Here is a 17,592-nt window from a genome sequence, read left to right on the forward strand (position 1 = left end):
TTTAAGGAGCACAATGAAGCGCTTGCGACTGCAACATTGGATGCTTGTATGCTTGGTCATGGTTCTGACGGCTTGTGGAAATCAACAAGAAGAACTGCGAGATAAAAATATCCAAGTAGCCAAGCATAAAGTAGAAGCGTTAGGGCAACAGCTCAGTACTGGGCAAGTTCGTAACGCCAATATACTCAAACAATATGGCATGATGCTCAGTCAGCAAAAGCCGGATTATGCTTCCTTGGCCGAAGTAATGGTGCAAGATGCCACCACGCAAGGGCCGATGTACCAAAGCTTGGTTCGTCGCTTAGATAACGCGACCAGCTCACCGCAAAACTTTGTCAGTATTGAAGAGCAAATTGACGAGTTAGAAAATATAGCGTCCGCAGCTGATCCCGTGCTTTTTTCGGATGCCTTATCCGATCCCATTAACGTATTAGCAGATGTTTCTGACGGCAAACTGGCGCGGGTAAATTCAGTTAGCAAAGAAGCCAGCATACAAGCGAATGGTGCAGAGGACTTTGGCGCTGGCAGTCAATTGGTGGGTAACCCCAGTTATGGCCAATGGCAGACAAACAGCAGCGGCATGTCTTTTTGGGCTTGGTATGGCATGTATTCCATGTTCTCCAACCTGACGCGACCTGTGTATTACGATTCGTGGTCAAGAGGACGTGATTACAGCTACTACAACGATTACGGCCGTTCTCGTTACACCAGTCCTTCGCAGTACCGCCAGCAAGAGCAACAAGTGGCGCGCACCAAAAAGACTTTTGGTAACAACAAGTCCAGCTTTAAAAGCCCATACGCTAAAAACCGTACCGGCAGTACGAATGTTTCCAGTGCCAGCCGTAAAGCACAATCTGCAACCAGCTTTGCAAGTCGTTCGAGTTATGCCAAAAAGAGCAGCTCCAGTAATCGCAGTAGCAGTTTTAGAACCAATCGAAACACCAGTTCCCGCAGTCCAAGTCGTGGCAAATAAGGAAAGGCAACAGACATGAACGAAACCCTATCTATCATCGAGTTTAACCCTGAACTGCTGGTGTTCTTACTGATTGACATCACCATCGCTATTTTACTACTGAGTACCATGCGTTATGTCATGGGCTTAACAGGCAAGGTGGACACCACCGACGAACTGGCTAAAAAAGACAACTTTGCTTACGGTATCAGCGTGGCAGGTAGCGTCATGGCTATGGGTATTGTGCTAACGGGAGCCATCACGGGGGAGTTAGCCGAAACGTATTTATCTGAAATCATCGGCATGGCGGGCTATGGCCTGGTAGGGCTTTGCTTGATCAAAGCCGGTCGCTGGGTACACGATAAATTCTCCCTCAACCAATTTAACAAGCACCAGCTGGTTCTTGAGCGTAACATCGCGGTGGCGCTGACCGACGCGGCGAGTGCTATTGCAACGGCCATCATCGTTCGTGCTGTATTGATTTGGGTAGATGGCTTTGACATCTCAACCTTTGTTGCCATTTTGGTCGGTTGGTTAATTAGCCAAGTCATTTTATTGTTGGTCACTCGTATTCGAGAACGACGCTTTAATCGCAACCATTCTATGAGTTTCCAGCAGTCGCTGGTGCAAGGTAATGTAGCAATAGCAGTGCGCTACAGCGGCCATTTGATTGGTACAGCAATCGCCGTAACAGCAGCAAGCCACTTTGTATATTATGAACCCGATATGTTAATTGCTGGCTTAGGCGCTTGGTTTGCTATCAGCTTGGCGATGATGGTGCTGTTAAAAGTCTTATCTCACCTTGCGAAACGTATCGTGTTAATGGGCATTAACCGTGACCAAGAAATTGAAGATCAGCATAATGTGGGCGTAGCGGCCATTGAGTTTGCCATTAACCTAGGCTTGGCACTCGTGCTGAGTGCGCTAATGGCATAACCTTTTTGTGATTCGTTTAAGCCCTCGCCAGCGGCTGCTGTTAGACGATACCTTATTAATTTCCATCATGGCTGTATTAGCGGCCTGTGGATTAATTTACGAGTATTTGTTGTCTCACTATGCTGCCAGAGTCCTTGGCAGCATGGAAACCGTCATATATGCCATGATTGGCATCATGATAGTATCGATGGGGTTGGGGGCGTTTGCCGCAAAACACATCAAAGATCCGTTTAAAGGCTTTGCTTGGCTTGAAGTCAATGTTGCCTTGTTAGGTTGCAGCGCCACCATCATTTTGGCCAGTTTGACCGGCTTTACGCTAGCATTGCCTAGCATTATTGCCAACACCTTCTCGATTCCTCAAGACATGTTGCCACTGGGTGGTTTATACCAACAGTTGGTTAGCGTTACCGAAGTCTTACCCTATTGTTTTGGGTTTGTTCTAGGCTTTTTAATTGGCATGGAGATCCCCCTTATTGCGAGGATCCGCGAGCATGTTTACGGCAAACACCTAGCCAACAATGTGGGCACGATTTACGGCGCCGACTACATAGGCGCCGGTGTTGGCGCTGCTGTGTGGGTGCTTATCATGCTAAAACTTGAAATCAACCAAGCCGCAGCCATTACGGCGAGCTTGAACCTGATTGCTGGCGGCTGTTTTTTATGGCGTCATTTTAAGCATATTAAACAAGGTACCTTACTGATCATTTGCCACTTAGTATTGTTGGTCATGATTGTTATGGTGTACTCATTGGGTGGGCGTTGGTCAGAGAAAATGCAAGACTTGTTGTATCTCGATAAAGTGGTGTACCAGCAACAAACACGATTCCAAAATTTGGTGTTTACCCAGCGTGACATGTCCGGTGAAATGGGCAGTATTTACAGTTTTTACATCAATGGTCGGTTGCAGTTTTCAAGTTTAGATGAGCAAATTTATCACCAAATGTTGGTGCACCCGGCAATGGCTATCTCTGCCCGTCAAGAAAAGGTATTAGTGATAGGCGGGGGAGACGGTCTAGCCCTGCGAGAAGTGCTTCAATGGCCCGTAGAGCAGGTGACCTTAATTGACCTTGATGATGAGTTGGTGGCGTTGTTTAAGCAACCTGAACGTTTTTTACCGCCGCATTTAGCCGATAAAATGAGTAGTTTAACTCAGGGAAGCTTCAGCGATCCTAGGGTCGAGTTATTTCACAACGATGCTTTTGTACAAATAGAGCAACTGTTGGCCCAAGGTCAATTATATGACAGCGTGATCATTGATTTACCTGATCCTAGCCACCCAGATTTAAACAAGCTTTACAGTAAGCATTTCTACGCTAAAGTCAGGCAGCTATTAGCGGCAGATGGTGCCTTAGTCGTGCAGTCTACGTCCCCCTTCCATGCTAAACACGCGTTTATTTCCATCGGTAAAACCGTAGCCGCTGCCGGCTTTCAGCATACCCAGCAATACCATCAAAACGTCCCCAGTTTTGGCGAGTGGGGCTGGACTATTGCCACCAAAATGGGTGCGTCGCCAGAGCAAAGAATCAATACCATGATGGCGCCTTGGCCAATGGAGTTTAGCTGGCTTAATGAAGCCGTATTAAAGGCGGCTTTTGTTTTTCCTCATCGTTTTTACGATAGTGCGCCCGACGTTGAAGTCAATGAGTTGGGCTCCCATACCCTCTATCATTATCATCACAACGCCTGGCAATCAGAAATGGGCGTATTCATTGAACCTGAAACGCGACCTTAACAGTGAAGACTGCTTGGCTATAGATCAGACAATTTAAAATGACAGACTTGGTATTGCTGCTGGCTAATATACTGCTGTCGTAAGCGTTTTAGCCAGCTCGAGCCCGTTGGCTTAAGTGGGATTCCTTGCGTCTTAATCAGCTCTAAGCCCGCATGAAGAGCGCAGATATTCTGTGTTGGCTCATTACCATACGTGCAACGCTCCAACAAAATATCCACTTGTGGGAAGGATTGCAGCAGTTGGTCGCATAAGGCGCCAATGTGGCGTCTGTGGGTAAGCTTGTCAGCATTCATTAACACCACGACTTTTTGCCCCGGTTCTCGCCGTACTTTGGTTAGCCAATCAAGCTGTTTGATCGAGCCTGCAATGCTTGTCGCGTAGCGACTTCTTGCTTTGCCGGATTGATTGACATCAATCCAAGTAAATGGCTGATTTTTGTCGGGTGCGATGTCGTGCTTAGTCAAATTCAGTACTATTGCGTGTGGGTTTCGTTGTAAAAGCGTTTGCGCACTACGCGCTAATACTTGGTTAAACGGTTTTCTTGTAGCCACGTCAGTTAATTGTGTTTTCATATCCCCTCGCTATTTTCAACCTGAAAAATATAGAAGCAGGACAGGCAATTGTGAAATCGATTTCTGTTAAATTTTAATGACAGTAATGCAATGATTTGCTGTAAGTTTTAGTTAAGTGGTGGAGCATAGCAGTGGTGCGAAGGGAAGGGGGCATGGCAGCATATTGTGACGAACAAAGATAACTTGGCTAAAGGAAGAGGATAAGGCATAAAAAAACGCGGCCAAGCCGCGTCTTTGTTCCTTTTTTTAAGCCATCATTGGTGGGTTACATTCGACGAATTTGCACTAACATGCCCATTAGAGGGTGATCAAAGTAGTGTATTTCACCGCTTTTCACGCGACGCTTTTGCTTAAACGGGTACTGGTGCAAGTAGCTATCTAGGCTGCTTCCATCACCACTGGCGCTGACCGGCTCACGTAATAAAAATTCTGATTCTATGTACAGGTAATGCTGTAAATACACCCGAAACATACCGTCTAGCTCAAACACTGGGCCACCATCACTTTGTTCTGCTTTTAATGGGATGTCAGTGAAATATTTACCGCCAATCAAGTGCGCAGGTTTAGCGTCTATGCTATTTCTCACCGGCATCTGCCAGCCCATGTGCAACAGGGGCTGGTAAGCCGCATTGCTCGCTAAACGATTGCGAGGTGTTTTAAGGCGCAGTTGATTAGAAGGAAGGATCTTAAAGCTACCTGATCCTGAATGCGCAGTGCGGCCATCGACCACAGTAGGAACATCACCGTAATTCAAACTGTTCATGACTTGCATGCCTTCACTGCGAGCATGCATAGGTAATGAAAAGTCCCAATTTTCTGCGCTATTAGCAGGGTTTACGTTACGTTTGAACACTAATATTTCGATTTCGAACCAACGAGCCGCGTGGGCGGTTTGAATACTGCCTAGGCATAAGATCAGCAAAGGTAATAATAAACGGACTAACATGTGGCTCCTTTAAACTAAATTGGCTGAAAATTCAGCAAGCATGGAAGAGACTAACTGAATGCGATCTTCTCGTTCCGGTGCAGGAATGGTAAAGCGCAATCGTGAAGGACCGTCCATACGATATATATTAGGTTGATTCTGCAGCAAAGATACCAGATAAATAGGATTAACTTTAGTTTTTTCTTCAAACTCTACGTATCCAGATTGGCCGTTGGCTTCAATTTTCTTGATCCCCATTGGTGCTGCCAGTAATTTGAATTCTGCCAATGAAATAAGGTGCTTACTTGGCTCTGGCAGTAATCCAAAGCGATCTATCAGTTCCACTTTTAAGTCTTTTAGTTCAGCTTCGGTGGCACAGCTGGCAATGCGTTTGTACAAAGACAAGCGCATGTTTACGTCTGGAATATAATCGTCCGGTAATAAGGCCGGCATGCGTAATTCAATTTCGGTTTGGCCACTGAGTAGCTGTTCTAAATCGGGTTCTTTACCCTCTTTGAGTGCGGCAACAGCTTGTTCGAGCATTTCCATGTATAAGGTAAAGCCAATGGAAGCAATTTGACCGCTTTGCTCATCACCCAACAGTTCCCCCGCGCCGCGAATCTCTAAGTCGTGGGTCGCTAGGGTGAAACCTGCGCCTAAGTCTTCTAACGAAGCAATGGCCTCTAGGCGTTTTTTGGCGTCTTTGGTCATCATTTTTGGATGCGGCGCTAATAAGTAGGCATAAGCTTGATGGTGAGAGCGACCTACACGGCCTCGTAACTGGTGAAGCTGTGCCAACCCTAGGTTGTCCGCTTTATCCATAATAATGGTGTTAGCGGTAGGTACATCAATGCCAGTTTCTATGATGGTTGTACATACCAAGACATTAAACTTTTGGTGGTAAAACTCACTCATCACACGCTCTAGCTCGGCTTCTCGCATTTGACCATGGCCAACCGTGATGCGAGCTTCTGGCACTAATTCTGCCAGCTCTCTGGCTGTTTTCTCTATTGTTTCAACCGCGTTATGCAAAAAGTACACTTGTCCACCGCGCATGATCTCACGGCGAATGGCTTCTTTTAGCAAAGCATCCGATCTTTGTCTGACAAAGGTTTTAACCGCTAAACGCTTCGCCGGCGGCGAGGCAATAATCGATAAGTCACGCATGCCACTCATGGCCATGTTCAAGGTACGCGGAATCGGTGTGGCGGTGAGGGTTAAAATATCAACGTCTGCTCGTAGCGCTTTAATTTTCTCTTTTTGTCTTACGCCAAATCTGTGTTCTTCGTCGACAATAAGTAAACCAAGCTCTTGAAACTTGATGTCTTTACTTAGTAATTTATGGGTACCAATCAAGATGTCGACTTTGCCTTCATCCAACCGCGTCAAAATGTTTTTTTGTTCTTTGGCTGTGCGAAAGCGCGACATCACCTCCACTTCTACGGGCCAGTTAGCAAACCTGTCTTTAAAGTTCTCAAAATGCTGCTGGGCAAGCAGGGTTGTGGGCACTAACACGGCTACCTGACGGCCGCCATGTACCGCAACAAATGCCGCACGCATGGCGACTTCGGTTTTACCAAAGCCAACGTCACCACAAACGAGGCGATCCATGGCTTGATTTTGCTTCATGTCATTGAGTACGGCGGTAATCGCATTAGCTTGGTCTTCTGTTTCCTCAAACGGAAAACCGGCAGCGAAACTGGCATATTGGCCTTTATCGATGGCAAATGCGTGGCCCGGTTTGACCGCGCGATTGGCGTACACATTCAGTAACTCTGCTGCTACATCTCGTACTTTTTCGGCGGCTTTTTGTTTTGCTTTTGACCAGGTTTCGCCGCCTAGTTTGTGAATATGTACGGTATCATTATCGCCACCGCTGTAACGGCTGATAAGGTGTAGCGCAGAAACCGGTACGTAAAGCTTGTCGCCGCCGGCGTATTCTAAGGTGAGGTATTCGTTGGCCATCCCCCCGATATCTAGGCTTTGTAAGCCTAAGTAGCGACCCACACCATGGTCGAGGTGCACCACAGCTTGGCCGATTGAAAGCTCTGCAAGGTTGCGAATAAGGGCGTCGGCGTTGGTGGTTTTTTTGTCTTTACGACGACGCTGAACCACACGTTGTCCGAGTAACTCGGTTTCACAGATGATTGCCACGTTCAATTCGTTCAGAATAAAACTGTGGTTAATGTCAGCAACAATCAAACCCAGCGGGCATGTGTCTGTGGCAAAGTCATTAAACTGCGCAAATTCTTTTGGCTTGATGTCTGCTTTTTGCAGCAGTTCAAACAAGGTTTCGCGGCGACCTTCCGATTCTACCGAAAATAAAATACGGCCATCAAACTCAGCCATAAATTGCTGCAGCGCCTGATAAGGTTCACTGGCTTGTGGCTTTATCGCCACTTGAGGCAGCGCGTTAATGTGCGCATTCACTTGGCCAGATTTGGCGTCTAAGGCTTGTTCACAGAAGTGCAGGCGAGGTCTTTGTTTTAGCTGTTCAAAGCATTCTTCAATGCGTAAATATAGCTGCGCCGGGGCTAGCAGCGGGCGCTGTAAGTCGTACCTGCGGTCTTCATAACGCTCTTCGACGTCAGCTAAGAAGCGCTCTGCGGCATCTTGAATGTCGCCAACACTGGCAACAGCGGTATGCTCAGGTAAATAGTCAAAGATGGTTGCCACACTTTGGTAAAACAGTGGTAAATAATATTCAATGCCCGCCGGCAATGTGCCTTTAGTGACTTGTTGATAAACGGAGTCTGCTTCTCTGCTGGCGTTAAATTGCTCTCGGTATTGACTGCGAAATAACTCAATGGCTTCCTGATGAGTCGGGAATTCTCTGGCTGGCAGCAATTTAATCGCATCAACTTTTTCGGTACTGCGTTGGGTTTCTGGATCAAATTGGCGAATACTGTCCACCTCATCGTCAAAAAAGTCGATGCGGTACGGCGTTTTGCTGCCCATGGGAAATAAATCAAACAAAGAGCCGCGAGCAGAGTATTCGCCGTGCTCCATGACTTGGTCAACTTGATAGTAGCCGGCTTGATCAAGCTGAGTTCGCAAGGTTTGAATGGCACTTTTTTCGCCGGTGTTGACGATTAAGCTCTGACGGGTCAGGTAATCTGGCGGCGCACAGCGCAGCAGCAAGGTGGATACGGGTAAAATAAGTACCCCGGTTGTTAAACTGGGCAGCTTGTATAAGGTGGTTAAACGCGTCGAAATAATATCTTGATGCGGTGAAAAACTGTCGTAAGGCAGAGTTTCCCAATCTGGCAATGGTAAGATTGGTTTATCCGGAGCTAAAAACACCCGCATTTCACTTTCAAGGCTCAATGCTGTGGGCGTATCTGGTACCACAAGCAGCACCATGCCTGCTTGCTGATTCACAAATTCGGCTAACGCTAATGCTAGGCTTGAACCGCTTAATTGGCCGATGGCCTTTTTATCTTTATTGTTAGCAAGCTGAGGCAAGCCAATGATTCGGCTTAAGTTGATAGGGGCATTCATGTATTAAAACGATTCCGTATTTCGTTGTTCGGCGCGAAGCTTGAGTTGTTTAGATTGTACGTGCAAACTGGCGCGAACGATTAACTCGCGATCCACTTCTCGAATACTGCTAAACGCAATATGAATATCATAGCCTTGGTCCTGCTGCTTGCAACTGACTATCTCTCCGAAGCAAAAAACTGCCGCAGCTTCTTCTAACAAGAATAATTTTAGCTGTACAGGTTGGCCAATGGTCATCGATTCTTGGTGCATAATGCTAATGCCGCCTCCACCAAAGGCATAGGTTTGATGGCGATTGGCCGCGTTATCTTCTTGAGCAATGATATGGCACAGCAGTAAGTCGATTTTTTTTGCTTGCAGTTGTACGTAATTAAGCAGCTCTTGGCTTTGCTCGCCAAGCTTGGTGAGAAAGCGCATGCTGCCAGCGTCGATATTGGCAATCTCGCTGGCAATATGAAAAGAAGTTGGCATATGTTGCAGCAAATCTTCTGGTTGCGGAACCGTTGCTGAGGCTGCTAATGGTGAAATATTCACATCTACAGCATGTTGCACCGAAAAATAAGAATCTGTCTGCATTGAAAGCCATTGCCTCTTGTAACCACACCCATAATGCTTTTATTATCCTTTATCTTTGCTCAATCGCAAACTATTGAATCAACATTATGTTTTATCCACTTAGCCTTTTTATAGGCCTTAGGTACACCCAGGCCAAAAAATCCAATGGCTTTGTTTCCTTTGTTTCTTTATTTTCCACTGGCGGTATTCTCATCGGTGTCATGGCTCTCGTGACTGTGCTTTCTGTGATGAATGGCTTTGAAGAGAAACAAAAAGTGCGGATTTTGGGAGCCATCCCCCACGTTATTTATAGCAATGATAAGCAACAACTTACTCAGTGGCAGGATAAGTTAGCCGAGTTTGCTACCTTGCCACACGTTACCGCGGTCGCCGGAATTGTGACCGCAGAGGCCTTGGCACAGACGCCAAAGGGTTTAGAAGGTGTGCAAGTGCAGGGGGTATTTCCTGATATGCACCCTGCTAATGAAAGAGTCAGCCAGAGCATGTTGGTGGGAGACTTTGCCGAGCTCACCGCTGGCAGTTATCACGTGGTGGTTGGTCGCCAGTTAGCCAAAAAGTTGGGTGTCACCCTAGGCGACAAAATTCGGCTTATGTCATCCAAGGGCTCGGTGTTTACGCCTTTGGGTCGAATGCCAAGTCAGCGGAACTTTGTGGTTAGCGGTATGTTTGAAGTCGGCGCTGAAGCTGACAGTTTGCAAGTATTTGTTAATGCTGAAGATGCTGCGAGATTGATGCGTATGCCAAAAGGCAGTGTAAGCGGCATTCGGTTCTACTTGGACGATCCTTTTCAGCTTGACGCCTTTGACCAATACCCGTTAACAGCGGGCGAAACGTTCATTGATTGGCGAAGCAGTCATGGCCAGTTTTTCCAAGCCGTTAAGATGGAAAAAAGCATGATTGGTATTTTACTTTGCCTGATTGTAGCCGTAGCGGCGTTTAATATTTTGTCGTCATCGGTAATGTTGGTGACAGACAAAGAGTCAGAAGTGGCCATTCTCAAAACGCTGGGCCTAAATAATCAAAATATTATCGCTATTTTTATGGTGCAGGGGGCGTGGAGCGGTGTGCTAGGAGCGATAGTAGGAGCCATTACTGGCTTGGTGTTAAGCATCAATATTAACCCGGTTTTATCTACTATTGGCCTCAATTTATACGCGGCTGCCGGTCAAGGTGGCCAACTCCCTGTGTTGTTTGATCCTGTTCAAATTGCATTTATTATCGTCGGCGCAATGACCTTGAGTTTGGCTGCCACGTTTTATCCGGCATGGCGCGCAGCCCGTGTCAAACCAGCTGAGGCATTAAGATATGAGTGATGTGTTGTTAAGTTGTCGCGGTGTGACCAAAACTTACCAAGAAGGGAAACTCACTACGTCAGTGCTGAATGGCGTTGACTTAGACATTCGAGAAGGCGAGCTTCTTGCCATTGTCGGCAGCTCTGGTTCGGGCAAAAGCACGTTATTGCATCTTCTTGGCGCTTTGGATGAGCTAACTGCTGGCGAAGTGCGTTTTCAAGACAAGGTACTGCATCAGCTAAGCCAGAAACAACAAGCAAAAATGCGTAACGACTCTTTAGGCTTTGTTTATCAATTTCATCACTTATTGGGCGAGTTTAGTGCGTTAGAAAACGTAGCCATGCCTTTATTGATAAGCGGCATGAGTATTAAGCAAGCGAAAGCTAAGGCGCAAGCCATGTTAGACCGAGTGGGCTTATCACACCGCGTAGCACACCGTCCTGCTGAGCTTTCAGGCGGAGAGCGCCAGCGGGTGGCCATTGCTCGAGCACTAATTAATGAGCCCGCATTGCTGCTTGCAGACGAGCCCACGGGTAACTTAGATGCGCACACCGCTGAGAGCATCTATCAGTTAATGCGAGAGTTAAACCAGAGTCTAAAAACAGCGTTTGTGGTGGTCACCCATGACTTGAGCCTCGCTGCCAAGTTTGACCGTCAACTGCATATGCAAGATGGCGTGTTACAAGGAGCGATCGCGTGAGCCGACTTGCCTTGATGATTGGCTTGAGATACAGCCGAGCCAAACACAAAAACCGCTTTATTTCGTTTATTTCTTTGTCGTCAATGATTGGCATTATGCTCGGCGTAGCCGTGCTGATCATTGGTGTATCGGCGATGAACGGTTTTGAACAAGAGCTTAGACAAAGAATTTTGGCGGTAGTCCCTCACGGTGAGTTGGAAACTCCCGATAAGCCTTTTGCTAATTGGCAGCAAGTGGTAGAAAAGATTGAACAAGACCATCAAGTGATTGCCGCAGCCCCTTATATAAAAATGACGGGCATGCTGCAAAAAGGCAACGATATGAAAGCGGTGGCGGTCAAAGCCATTGACCCTGCGCAAGAGCAATTGGTTACCCAAGTGAATCAATACATGCCGGCCGCCAGTTGGCAATCATTAAGCCAAGTTAACCATGAGATAGTGATAGGGCAAGGAATTGCTAAGCAATTAGGCTTAGTTGTGGGCGATAAAGTTACTTTGATTTTGCCTAATACCAGTAACAGTCATAAATTAAGCGCACCTAAACGTGCTCGACTTACCGTTATTGGCCTATTTGAAGTGGGTGGACAACTGGATAATAACCTTGCATTTGTGAACTTAGGTTTGGCTGAAACCTTAACCCCCGGGGTCAATGGCGTGGCGTTTAAAACCAATGATGTAATGGACGCAATGGCGATTTCTAAGCGCGTAGGATACGCCTCGGGTGAACGGGTATACATTCGACCTTGGCTGCGCTCACAAGGGAATATCTACCAAGATATTCAAATGGTGAAAACGTTAATGTACGTAATCCTGTTGATGGTAGTTGCAGTAGCGTGTTTTAACATAGTGTCTACTTTGGTGATGTCGGTCAACGAGAAAAAATCAGACATCGCGATTTTACAAACCATGGGAGCAAGGCCTGCCTTGATACGGAATATATTTATCGTGCAAGGCTTATTAAACGGCGTGGTTGGCGCTTTACTTGGCGTAGTGATTGGTACCCTCGCAGCGCTTAATTTGACCGCCATATTTAATGGTGTTGAAGTTTTATTGGGCCGCCAATTACTTTCCGCTGACGTATACTTTATTAACTTTATTCCTACCCAGCTGCAGCTGAGTGACGTCAGTGTCATTGCGGTTGTTGCCATCGTGATGAGTTTAGTGGCCACCTTATACCCCGCTTGGCGGGCCAGTAAGGTGCAGCCGGCGCAGCAATTAGGCCACGGATAGGGCGTATTGACCTGCCAAGGTTAACATTTTTACTATAATTTTAACCTTGGCAAACGATATCTATCCTTGCCACCTAAGCCAATATTGCTGGATAAAGGGTACAGCGATATGAGTCGACCCTTTTGGGCAGCGTTTGCGAGCATTCCAGCTGAGTTCGCTTTTATGTAAAATAATTACACCGCAAGCCTCTGCTTTGTATCAATGCCCAACAAATTACCGCAAAAATCAGCTCCAAAAGACCAATGCAGTTATTCAAAGTCATAACTTTACCTGTTTCATGAAAAAGGGCTTAAAGCGCCTTTTTTGCACCTTACGTTATAGCCGTTCAGCAATAAAGCTGCTCGAATTGCTGATTGAGTCTAGTCGAGGACGCTTATAGCGTACTCGGGGGTTGTGCTTGAAGTTGAAAGTGCTTGGTTATTTGTCGCCAATGTTGAAAGCTAAGGAAGGGTTGTTGTCTACAATTTAGCGTGTAAGCTGCGAGGTCATTGACGTTGAAAGTACTCGGTTATTTGTCGCCAATGTTGAAAGCTAAGGAGGGGGTGTTGTCTGCAATATAGCGTGTAAGCTGTGAGGTCATTGACGTTGAAAGTACTCGATTATTTGTCGCCAATGTTGGAAGCTAAGGAGGGGTTGTGGTCTGCAATTTAGCGTGTAAGTAGCGAGGCCATTGACGTTGAAAGTACTCGGTTATTTGTCGGCAATGTTGAAAGCTAAGGAGGGGGTGTTGTCTGCAATATAGCGTGTAAGCTGTGAGGTCATTGACGTTGAAAGTACTCGATTATTTGTCGCCAATGTTGGAAGCTAAGGAGGGGTTGTGGTCTGCAATTTAGCGTGTAAGTAGCGAGGCCATTGACGTTGAAAGTACTCGGTTATTTGTCGGCAATGTTGAAAGCTAAAGAGGGGGGGGGTGTCTGCATTTTAGCGTGTAAGCTTCGAGTTCGCGACGGAGCAAGCGCCGCGATACCATGTGCGAGTACGTGGTTTAAGTCTAGGCTAGCAGAGGCTAGTTTGATGGAGAAAGTGATTTATTGCATTACCATAATCAGGTATAAAAAAACCGCAGCAAGCTGCGGTTTTTATCATTACAAATTTAAATGAGATTAGAATTTGTAAACTGCTGCAATCGCTAGCACGTCTTCAGCATCTTTTTTACCAACATCTGCTGATTCAGCGTTGTTGATTAGGTATTCAGCGAATACTTTAAAGTTTTTGTTGAACTTGTACTCAGCACCAACTGTGTAGTAATCAACGTTGTCAAATTTAACGTTGTTGCCTTTTACGTCAGTTTCTTGAACGTTGTAACCTGCAAGTACAGAGAAGCCGTTAGCAAATTCATAACCTAATGCTGCTTCCATTGCAGTGTTGTCAGCGTTAAAGTCTTCAGCTTTGTTGAAGTTCTCACCGAGAGAGTATAAGAATGCTGCGTAGATGCCGTTGTTCTCATATTTAACTGCTAGAGCTGTCATTGAAGAATCATCAAGGCCTGTCGCACGTTCGCCGGCGTTGTGCGCAACACCAAAACCAAGACCAAAGTCAAACGTGTAAACCGCTGCTAGACCGTAAGAAGTCATGTCATCGCCTTCTTTATCGTTGTCTAACTGGTAGTTAGCTTCGAAAGCGAAGTTATTTACTTCTATAGCGTATTTCAGTAGTGAGTCTGCTTTACCAGTACCGAATTGGTCAGTACCTGTACCACTTGCATCGCCACCGAATTCGTAAAGTACGTCAGTGAAATCTGCAACTAGCGTGTAAGCACCGTATTGGCGACCGTAAGAAAGTGCGCCGTAATCGCTGCCAAGACCAGCGTAACCAAGACGTACGTCAACGTCGTCGTCTTTGTCTGCTGCGTATTCAACTTCGAAGCGACCAAAAGCTTCTAGGTTAGCGTTGATTTCAGATTTTGCTTTAACGCCAAGACGGAAGTAGCTTTCGTCGCCGTCAACTAGCTTATCACCGGCGTAGTACATGCCTTGAATTTTACCGTAGATGTCTACTTTAGAAGTTTCGTTGTTGTAAACTTCTGCAGCTGAAACGTTTGTAGATGCAAGCGCTGCGAAGATAGCAGCAGATAGAACTGTCTTTTTCATTACTATTTCCATATTTGTAGTTATTCATTTTCATTACTTAAAAACGGCATCACTAGAAAGGTGATCTAAGTAACAAAACGAGGGCAATATAAGGCGAATAGGAATTAGTATCAATAGGTAAAAGGACTATTTTGTTATTTAATGACAAAATCAGTCCTTTTGGTACAAAAAATGAGCGGTTGCGTAAATTATCTTTTAATTTTAGATATTTTATTACGGCGGCTTTTCATGACAGAGTAACGCCAGATCCACGTGATGATAAAGTAGCCGGCAAGAGAGCATACCGCGGCCCAAAAAGCGCAGCCTAGCAAGAAAGCCGGGCCATAAGTCACTATGGCGTGCTCTACCCACTGCCATGACAGTTCAAAGAACCATGGCTCAGGCTGGCTTTGCAAAATAAAGCTGCCGCTCAAGTATGCAAAATAAAACATAGGTGGCATGGTCAATGGATTAGAAATCCACACTAAAGCGACCGACAAAGGCAGATTAACCCGGAAAAAAATAGCCAAGCCCGCTGCCATGATCATTTGTGATGGCAAGGGTACCCAACACATAAACAAGCCTACCGCAAAAGCACCGGCGGCAGAGCGTCGATTTAAATGCCATAAATTACCATCAAGCAACAAATCACCAAAAATTTTCAGGTGCTTGTGTTCTTTTAACGACTCAGGGCTGGGTGTATAGCGCTGGATGAACTTTTTTGGCATATAGTTTACTTATCTGATTCAGGTATTAATGCTTATGCGTCGATGGTGTGCCATCTATGTTATTGGCGTAGTCTGTTGTTTGGTTTTGCCACGTTTATTTAACGTTTACGAGAGTATAGCCATTTTGGCCTTAGCGTGTGTGTGCTTCGGTCATCGCTATAGTCGTGAGCTTGGCATTTTTTTGCTGAGCATCTGTTGGTTCAGTTGCTTCGCGCAGTGGCAACTGAACTGGTTTAGTAACAGTGCTGCCACGGTGCAAGAACATAGCATAATTGCGCAGATAAATTCATTACAAAGCAACGAAAATAGCCGTTTTTTTTCTGCTGATTTAATTCAGTTTGATCAACAACACTTTTTTATACGAAAATCGATCACGCTTTATATTCCTGATTTAACCTCCCCTTTGTCTGCGGGAGAAGTGGTTTATGGCCAAGCTAAAATTAGGCCTCTTTGGTCGATGGCTAACCCTGCTGGCTGGGATCAGCAAAGGTACGGCTTTAGTCAGCACCTGGGGTATCAGTTAAAAATTACCAAGCTGAGTGCAATAGAGGGCTCGCCCAGCTGGCGCAGTAAGGTTTTCCAGCGCAGCGTGGAAATGACACAAGGCATGGCGCAGCAGGGCCTCTTTTTGGCGCTCACTTTTGCCCATAAGGCGTTGCTAACTTCTGAAATTAAGCAACAAGTCAAAACGCTTGGGCTTGCGCATCTATTAGTCATTTCTGGTTTACATATCAGCTTGGTTGGGGTAGCAAGTTATGGATTGATCTTGATGGCATTGAGAATGCTCCAGGGATTAACAGGCATCAACTTGGCGGTTAAGCCAATAGCCTTGTTGGTCGCGGTCATCGCCGTTTGCGGATACGGGTATTTAGCAGGTTTTACGTTACCTGTTCGCCGAGCGTGTTTCATGTTTTGTTTCGCGGCGATGTTACTGCTATGGCAGCGGCACGTTAAAGCGTTTGATTTATGGTTGTGGGTGTTGGCTCTTAGCTTGTTGATTGATCCGCTTGCGGTGTTAAGTGGCGGTTTTTGGTTATCATTTTTGGCGGTGCTCGCACTGCTTTTTATTGCCAGAAATCGGCCGAGGTTCAAATGGCCAAAACCTTGGTGCTGGTTACGCCCTTTATTGTTGTTTTGTAGCTTACAGTTTGCATTTTTATTGCTACTTAGCCCGCTGCAATTGCATTTGTTCCAGGGCGTGAGTGCCTTGTCACCTTTTTATAACATGATAGCTATTCCATGGCTGAGTACATTACTGTTGCCTGCCATATTGTTCATGGCTATCTTGTTATTTGTGCTTCCTGGCGCAGGCATGTGGATGCAGCCGTATTTAGACCGTTTATTGCAATATTCGGTCGAGCAGATAATGGTTTGGCCGAGTGTTTGGGTTGATGTCAGTCAGCAAATGTGGTGGCTCTGGCTTGGCGTTTATTGCAGTGCGTTGCTATGCCTTGCCTTTTATCTTGGCCCCGCGATGATAAGTGCGCAACCAACCGGTATTGAGAAGGGTAAAGCCACTAGACCATTGGCATTGAGTGTATTTGGGGCTTTGCTATTTTGTTTTGCTCATCAGCTGTATATGTTGCGCGCCAAGCCTCTGTGGCAAGTGACAGTTTTTGACGTTGGGCAAGGTTTATCTGTGTTGGTGAGGGTAGGCGATAAGCACCTTTTATACGATACAGGTTTTGCCCGCAGCGCGCATTTCAATGCGGCGAATTTAGTCGTGCTGCCGAACCTTAAGCGGCTGGGCGTCAAGCGGTTATCTCATTTGGTCATCAGTCATGACGATAACGATCACGCGGGTGGTAAAGACGTTATGGTGCAGCAAATGCCGATAGACACGCAATGGCACAGTCACCCCTTAGGATCAGAGCAGTTCTGCGAAGCTAATAAGTCGATAAATCTTGGCCAAGCCGTCGGCACTTTTTTGACGGTGAAAGGATTTGGGGTTGGCAATGGCAGAAATAATAATTCTTGTGTGCTGTTGTTAGACTTTGGCGGTTGGCGGTTATTGTTGCCAGGAGATGTAGAACGACGTGCTGAGCGCAAGTTAGTTAAGCACTTTGCAGATGCGCTGCAAGCAGAGATCTTGGTCAGTCCTCATCATGGCAGTAACAGCTCTTCGTCTGCTCAATTTATTGAGGCTGTTGCGCCGCAATATGTGGTGCACAGTGCCAGCCGTTATAATCAATGGGGCATGCCGAAAGCGCAGGTGGTTTCGAGATATTTTGAGGCAGGAGCGAAACAATATAATATCGCGAATACAGGCATGTTGACCATTCAACCCCAAGGCGAGTCTTTGCAAGTCGTTCGCTATCGTCAAGACAGCAGCTTTCGTTGGTATCACATGGCGCTTTTACCTTTTGTGCCATAAGGTTTA

General features: G+C 46.2%; 13 protein-coding genes. 7 read left to right on the forward strand and 6 right to left on the reverse strand.

Annotated elements, in window-relative coordinates; translation table 11 throughout:
- Positions 1 to 13 precede the first annotated feature (13 nt).
- Genes D1Z90_RS15265 through D1Z90_RS15275 form a run of 3 tightly spaced genes read left to right on the forward strand, consistent with a single transcriptional unit; the run spans position 14 to position 3,620 of the window.
- Positions 14 to 973, forward strand: a complete 960-nt coding sequence (locus D1Z90_RS15265; protein WP_119911653.1) for a hypothetical protein — start codon at positions 14 to 16, stop codon at positions 971 to 973.
- Positions 974 to 988: 15 nt separating this feature from the next.
- A complete protein-coding gene (locus D1Z90_RS15270; RefSeq protein ID WP_119911654.1) occupies positions 989 to 1,888 on the forward strand; it encodes a DUF350 domain-containing protein in 900 nt (299 codons plus the stop codon).
- A 7-nt stretch (positions 1,889 to 1,895) separates the two neighbouring features.
- Positions 1,896 to 3,620: a polyamine aminopropyltransferase gene (locus D1Z90_RS15275; RefSeq protein WP_269777043.1), complete on the forward strand. Its 1,725-nt coding sequence runs from the start codon at positions 1,896 to 1,898 to the stop codon at positions 3,618 to 3,620.
- Between the two features lie 17 nt (positions 3,621 to 3,637).
- Here the strand turns inward: D1Z90_RS15275 and D1Z90_RS15280 are convergent, their stop codons facing one another.
- From D1Z90_RS15280 to D1Z90_RS15295, 4 genes are all read right to left on the reverse strand, one after another.
- The gene (locus D1Z90_RS15280; RefSeq protein ID WP_119911655.1) at positions 3,638 to 4,192 is read right to left on the reverse strand and encodes a hypothetical protein; all 555 of its coding nucleotides are present in this window, start codon (positions 4,190 to 4,192) and stop codon (positions 3,638 to 3,640) included.
- Positions 4,193 to 4,457: 265 nt separating this feature from the next.
- A complete protein-coding gene (locus tag D1Z90_RS15285) occupies positions 4,458 to 5,138 on the reverse strand; it encodes a peptidoglycan binding protein CsiV (RefSeq protein WP_119911656.1) in 681 nt (226 codons plus the stop codon).
- A 9-nt stretch (positions 5,139 to 5,147) separates the two neighbouring features.
- Positions 5,148 to 8,618, reverse strand: coding sequence for a transcription-repair coupling factor (gene mfd / locus D1Z90_RS15290; RefSeq protein ID WP_119911657.1), 3,471 nt, complete (start codon positions 8,616 to 8,618; stop codon positions 5,148 to 5,150).
- 3 nt (positions 8,619 to 8,621) lie between these two features.
- On the reverse strand, positions 8,622 to 9,194 hold the full coding sequence (locus D1Z90_RS15295; protein WP_119911658.1) for a PilZ domain-containing protein: 573 nt from the start codon (positions 9,192 to 9,194) through the stop codon (positions 8,622 to 8,624).
- Positions 9,195 to 9,280: 86 nt separating this feature from the next.
- Between D1Z90_RS15295 and D1Z90_RS15300 the strand changes: the two genes are divergently transcribed.
- The 3 genes from D1Z90_RS15300 to lolE are packed head-to-tail and all read left to right on the forward strand — an operon-like array spanning position 9,281 to position 12,415.
- Entirely contained in the window at positions 9,281 to 10,507 is a 1,227-nt protein-coding gene (locus tag D1Z90_RS15300; protein ID WP_119911659.1) for a lipoprotein-releasing ABC transporter permease subunit, read from the forward strand.
- Complete coding sequence (lolD, locus tag D1Z90_RS15305) at positions 10,500 to 11,186, forward strand: lipoprotein-releasing ABC transporter ATP-binding protein LolD (protein WP_119911660.1); 687 nt, start codon at positions 10,500 to 10,502, stop codon at positions 11,184 to 11,186. The genes D1Z90_RS15300 and lolD overlap by 8 nt, the downstream gene beginning before the upstream one ends.
- On the forward strand, positions 11,183 to 12,415 hold the full coding sequence (lolE, locus tag D1Z90_RS15310) for a lipoprotein-releasing ABC transporter permease subunit LolE (RefSeq protein ID WP_232525269.1): 1,233 nt from the start codon (positions 11,183 to 11,185) through the stop codon (positions 12,413 to 12,415). Before lolD ends, lolE begins: the two co-directional genes overlap by 4 nt.
- A gap of 1,103 nt (positions 12,416 to 13,518) precedes the next feature.
- Here the strand turns inward: lolE and D1Z90_RS15320 are convergent.
- Positions 13,519 to 14,505: a porin gene (locus tag D1Z90_RS15320; protein WP_158587156.1), complete on the reverse strand. Its 987-nt coding sequence runs from the start codon at positions 14,503 to 14,505 to the stop codon at positions 13,519 to 13,521.
- A gap of 188 nt (positions 14,506 to 14,693) precedes the next feature.
- Entirely contained in the window at positions 14,694 to 15,212 is a 519-nt protein-coding gene (locus D1Z90_RS15325) for a DUF2062 domain-containing protein (protein ID WP_119911663.1), read from the reverse strand.
- A 34-nt stretch (positions 15,213 to 15,246) separates the two neighbouring features.
- Here D1Z90_RS15325 and D1Z90_RS15330 point away from each other — a divergent pair, with 34 nt between their 5' ends.
- Positions 15,247 to 17,586 (forward strand): DNA internalization-related competence protein ComEC/Rec2, encoded by a 2,340-nt coding sequence (locus tag D1Z90_RS15330; RefSeq protein WP_158587157.1) that lies wholly within the window; start codon positions 15,247 to 15,249, stop codon positions 17,584 to 17,586.
- Positions 17,587 to 17,592 lie beyond the last annotated feature (6 nt).

Source organism: Motilimonas pumila (assembly GCF_003596335.1).
In the GTDB taxonomy this organism is placed as follows: domain Bacteria; phylum Pseudomonadota; class Gammaproteobacteria; order Enterobacterales; family CBDFNC01; genus Motilimonas; species Motilimonas pumila.

Bases quoted from the DNA above. Each gene is read 5' to 3' on its own strand.
- D1Z90_RS15330 (WP_158587157.1), top strand. From the start codon at position 15,247: ATGCGTCGATGGTGTGCCATCTATGTTATTGGCGTAGTCTGTTGTTTG.
- D1Z90_RS15280 (WP_119911655.1), bottom strand. From the start codon at position 4,192: ATGAAAACACAATTAACTGACGTGGCTACAAGAAAACCGTTTAACCAA.
- D1Z90_RS15265 (WP_119911653.1), top strand. From the start codon at position 14: ATGAAGCGCTTGCGACTGCAACATTGGATGCTTGTATGCTTGGTCATG.
- mfd (WP_119911657.1), bottom strand. From the start codon at position 8,618: ATGAATGCCCCTATCAACTTAAGCCGAATCATTGGCTTGCCTCAGCTT.
- lolD (WP_119911660.1), top strand. From the start codon at position 10,500: ATGAGTGATGTGTTGTTAAGTTGTCGCGGTGTGACCAAAACTTACCAA.
- D1Z90_RS15325 (WP_119911663.1), bottom strand. From the start codon at position 15,212: ATGCCAAAAAAGTTCATCCAGCGCTATACACCCAGCCCTGAGTCGTTA.
- D1Z90_RS15270 (WP_119911654.1), top strand. From the start codon at position 989: ATGAACGAAACCCTATCTATCATCGAGTTTAACCCTGAACTGCTGGTG.
- D1Z90_RS15285 (WP_119911656.1), bottom strand. From the start codon at position 5,138: ATGTTAGTCCGTTTATTATTACCTTTGCTGATCTTATGCCTAGGCAGT.
- D1Z90_RS15320 (WP_158587156.1), bottom strand. From the start codon at position 14,505: ATGAAAAAGACAGTTCTATCTGCTGCTATCTTCGCAGCGCTTGCATCT.
- D1Z90_RS15295 (WP_119911658.1), bottom strand. From the start codon at position 9,194: ATGCAGACAGATTCTTATTTTTCGGTGCAACATGCTGTAGATGTGAAT.
- D1Z90_RS15300 (WP_119911659.1), top strand. From the start codon at position 9,281: ATGTTTTATCCACTTAGCCTTTTTATAGGCCTTAGGTACACCCAGGCC.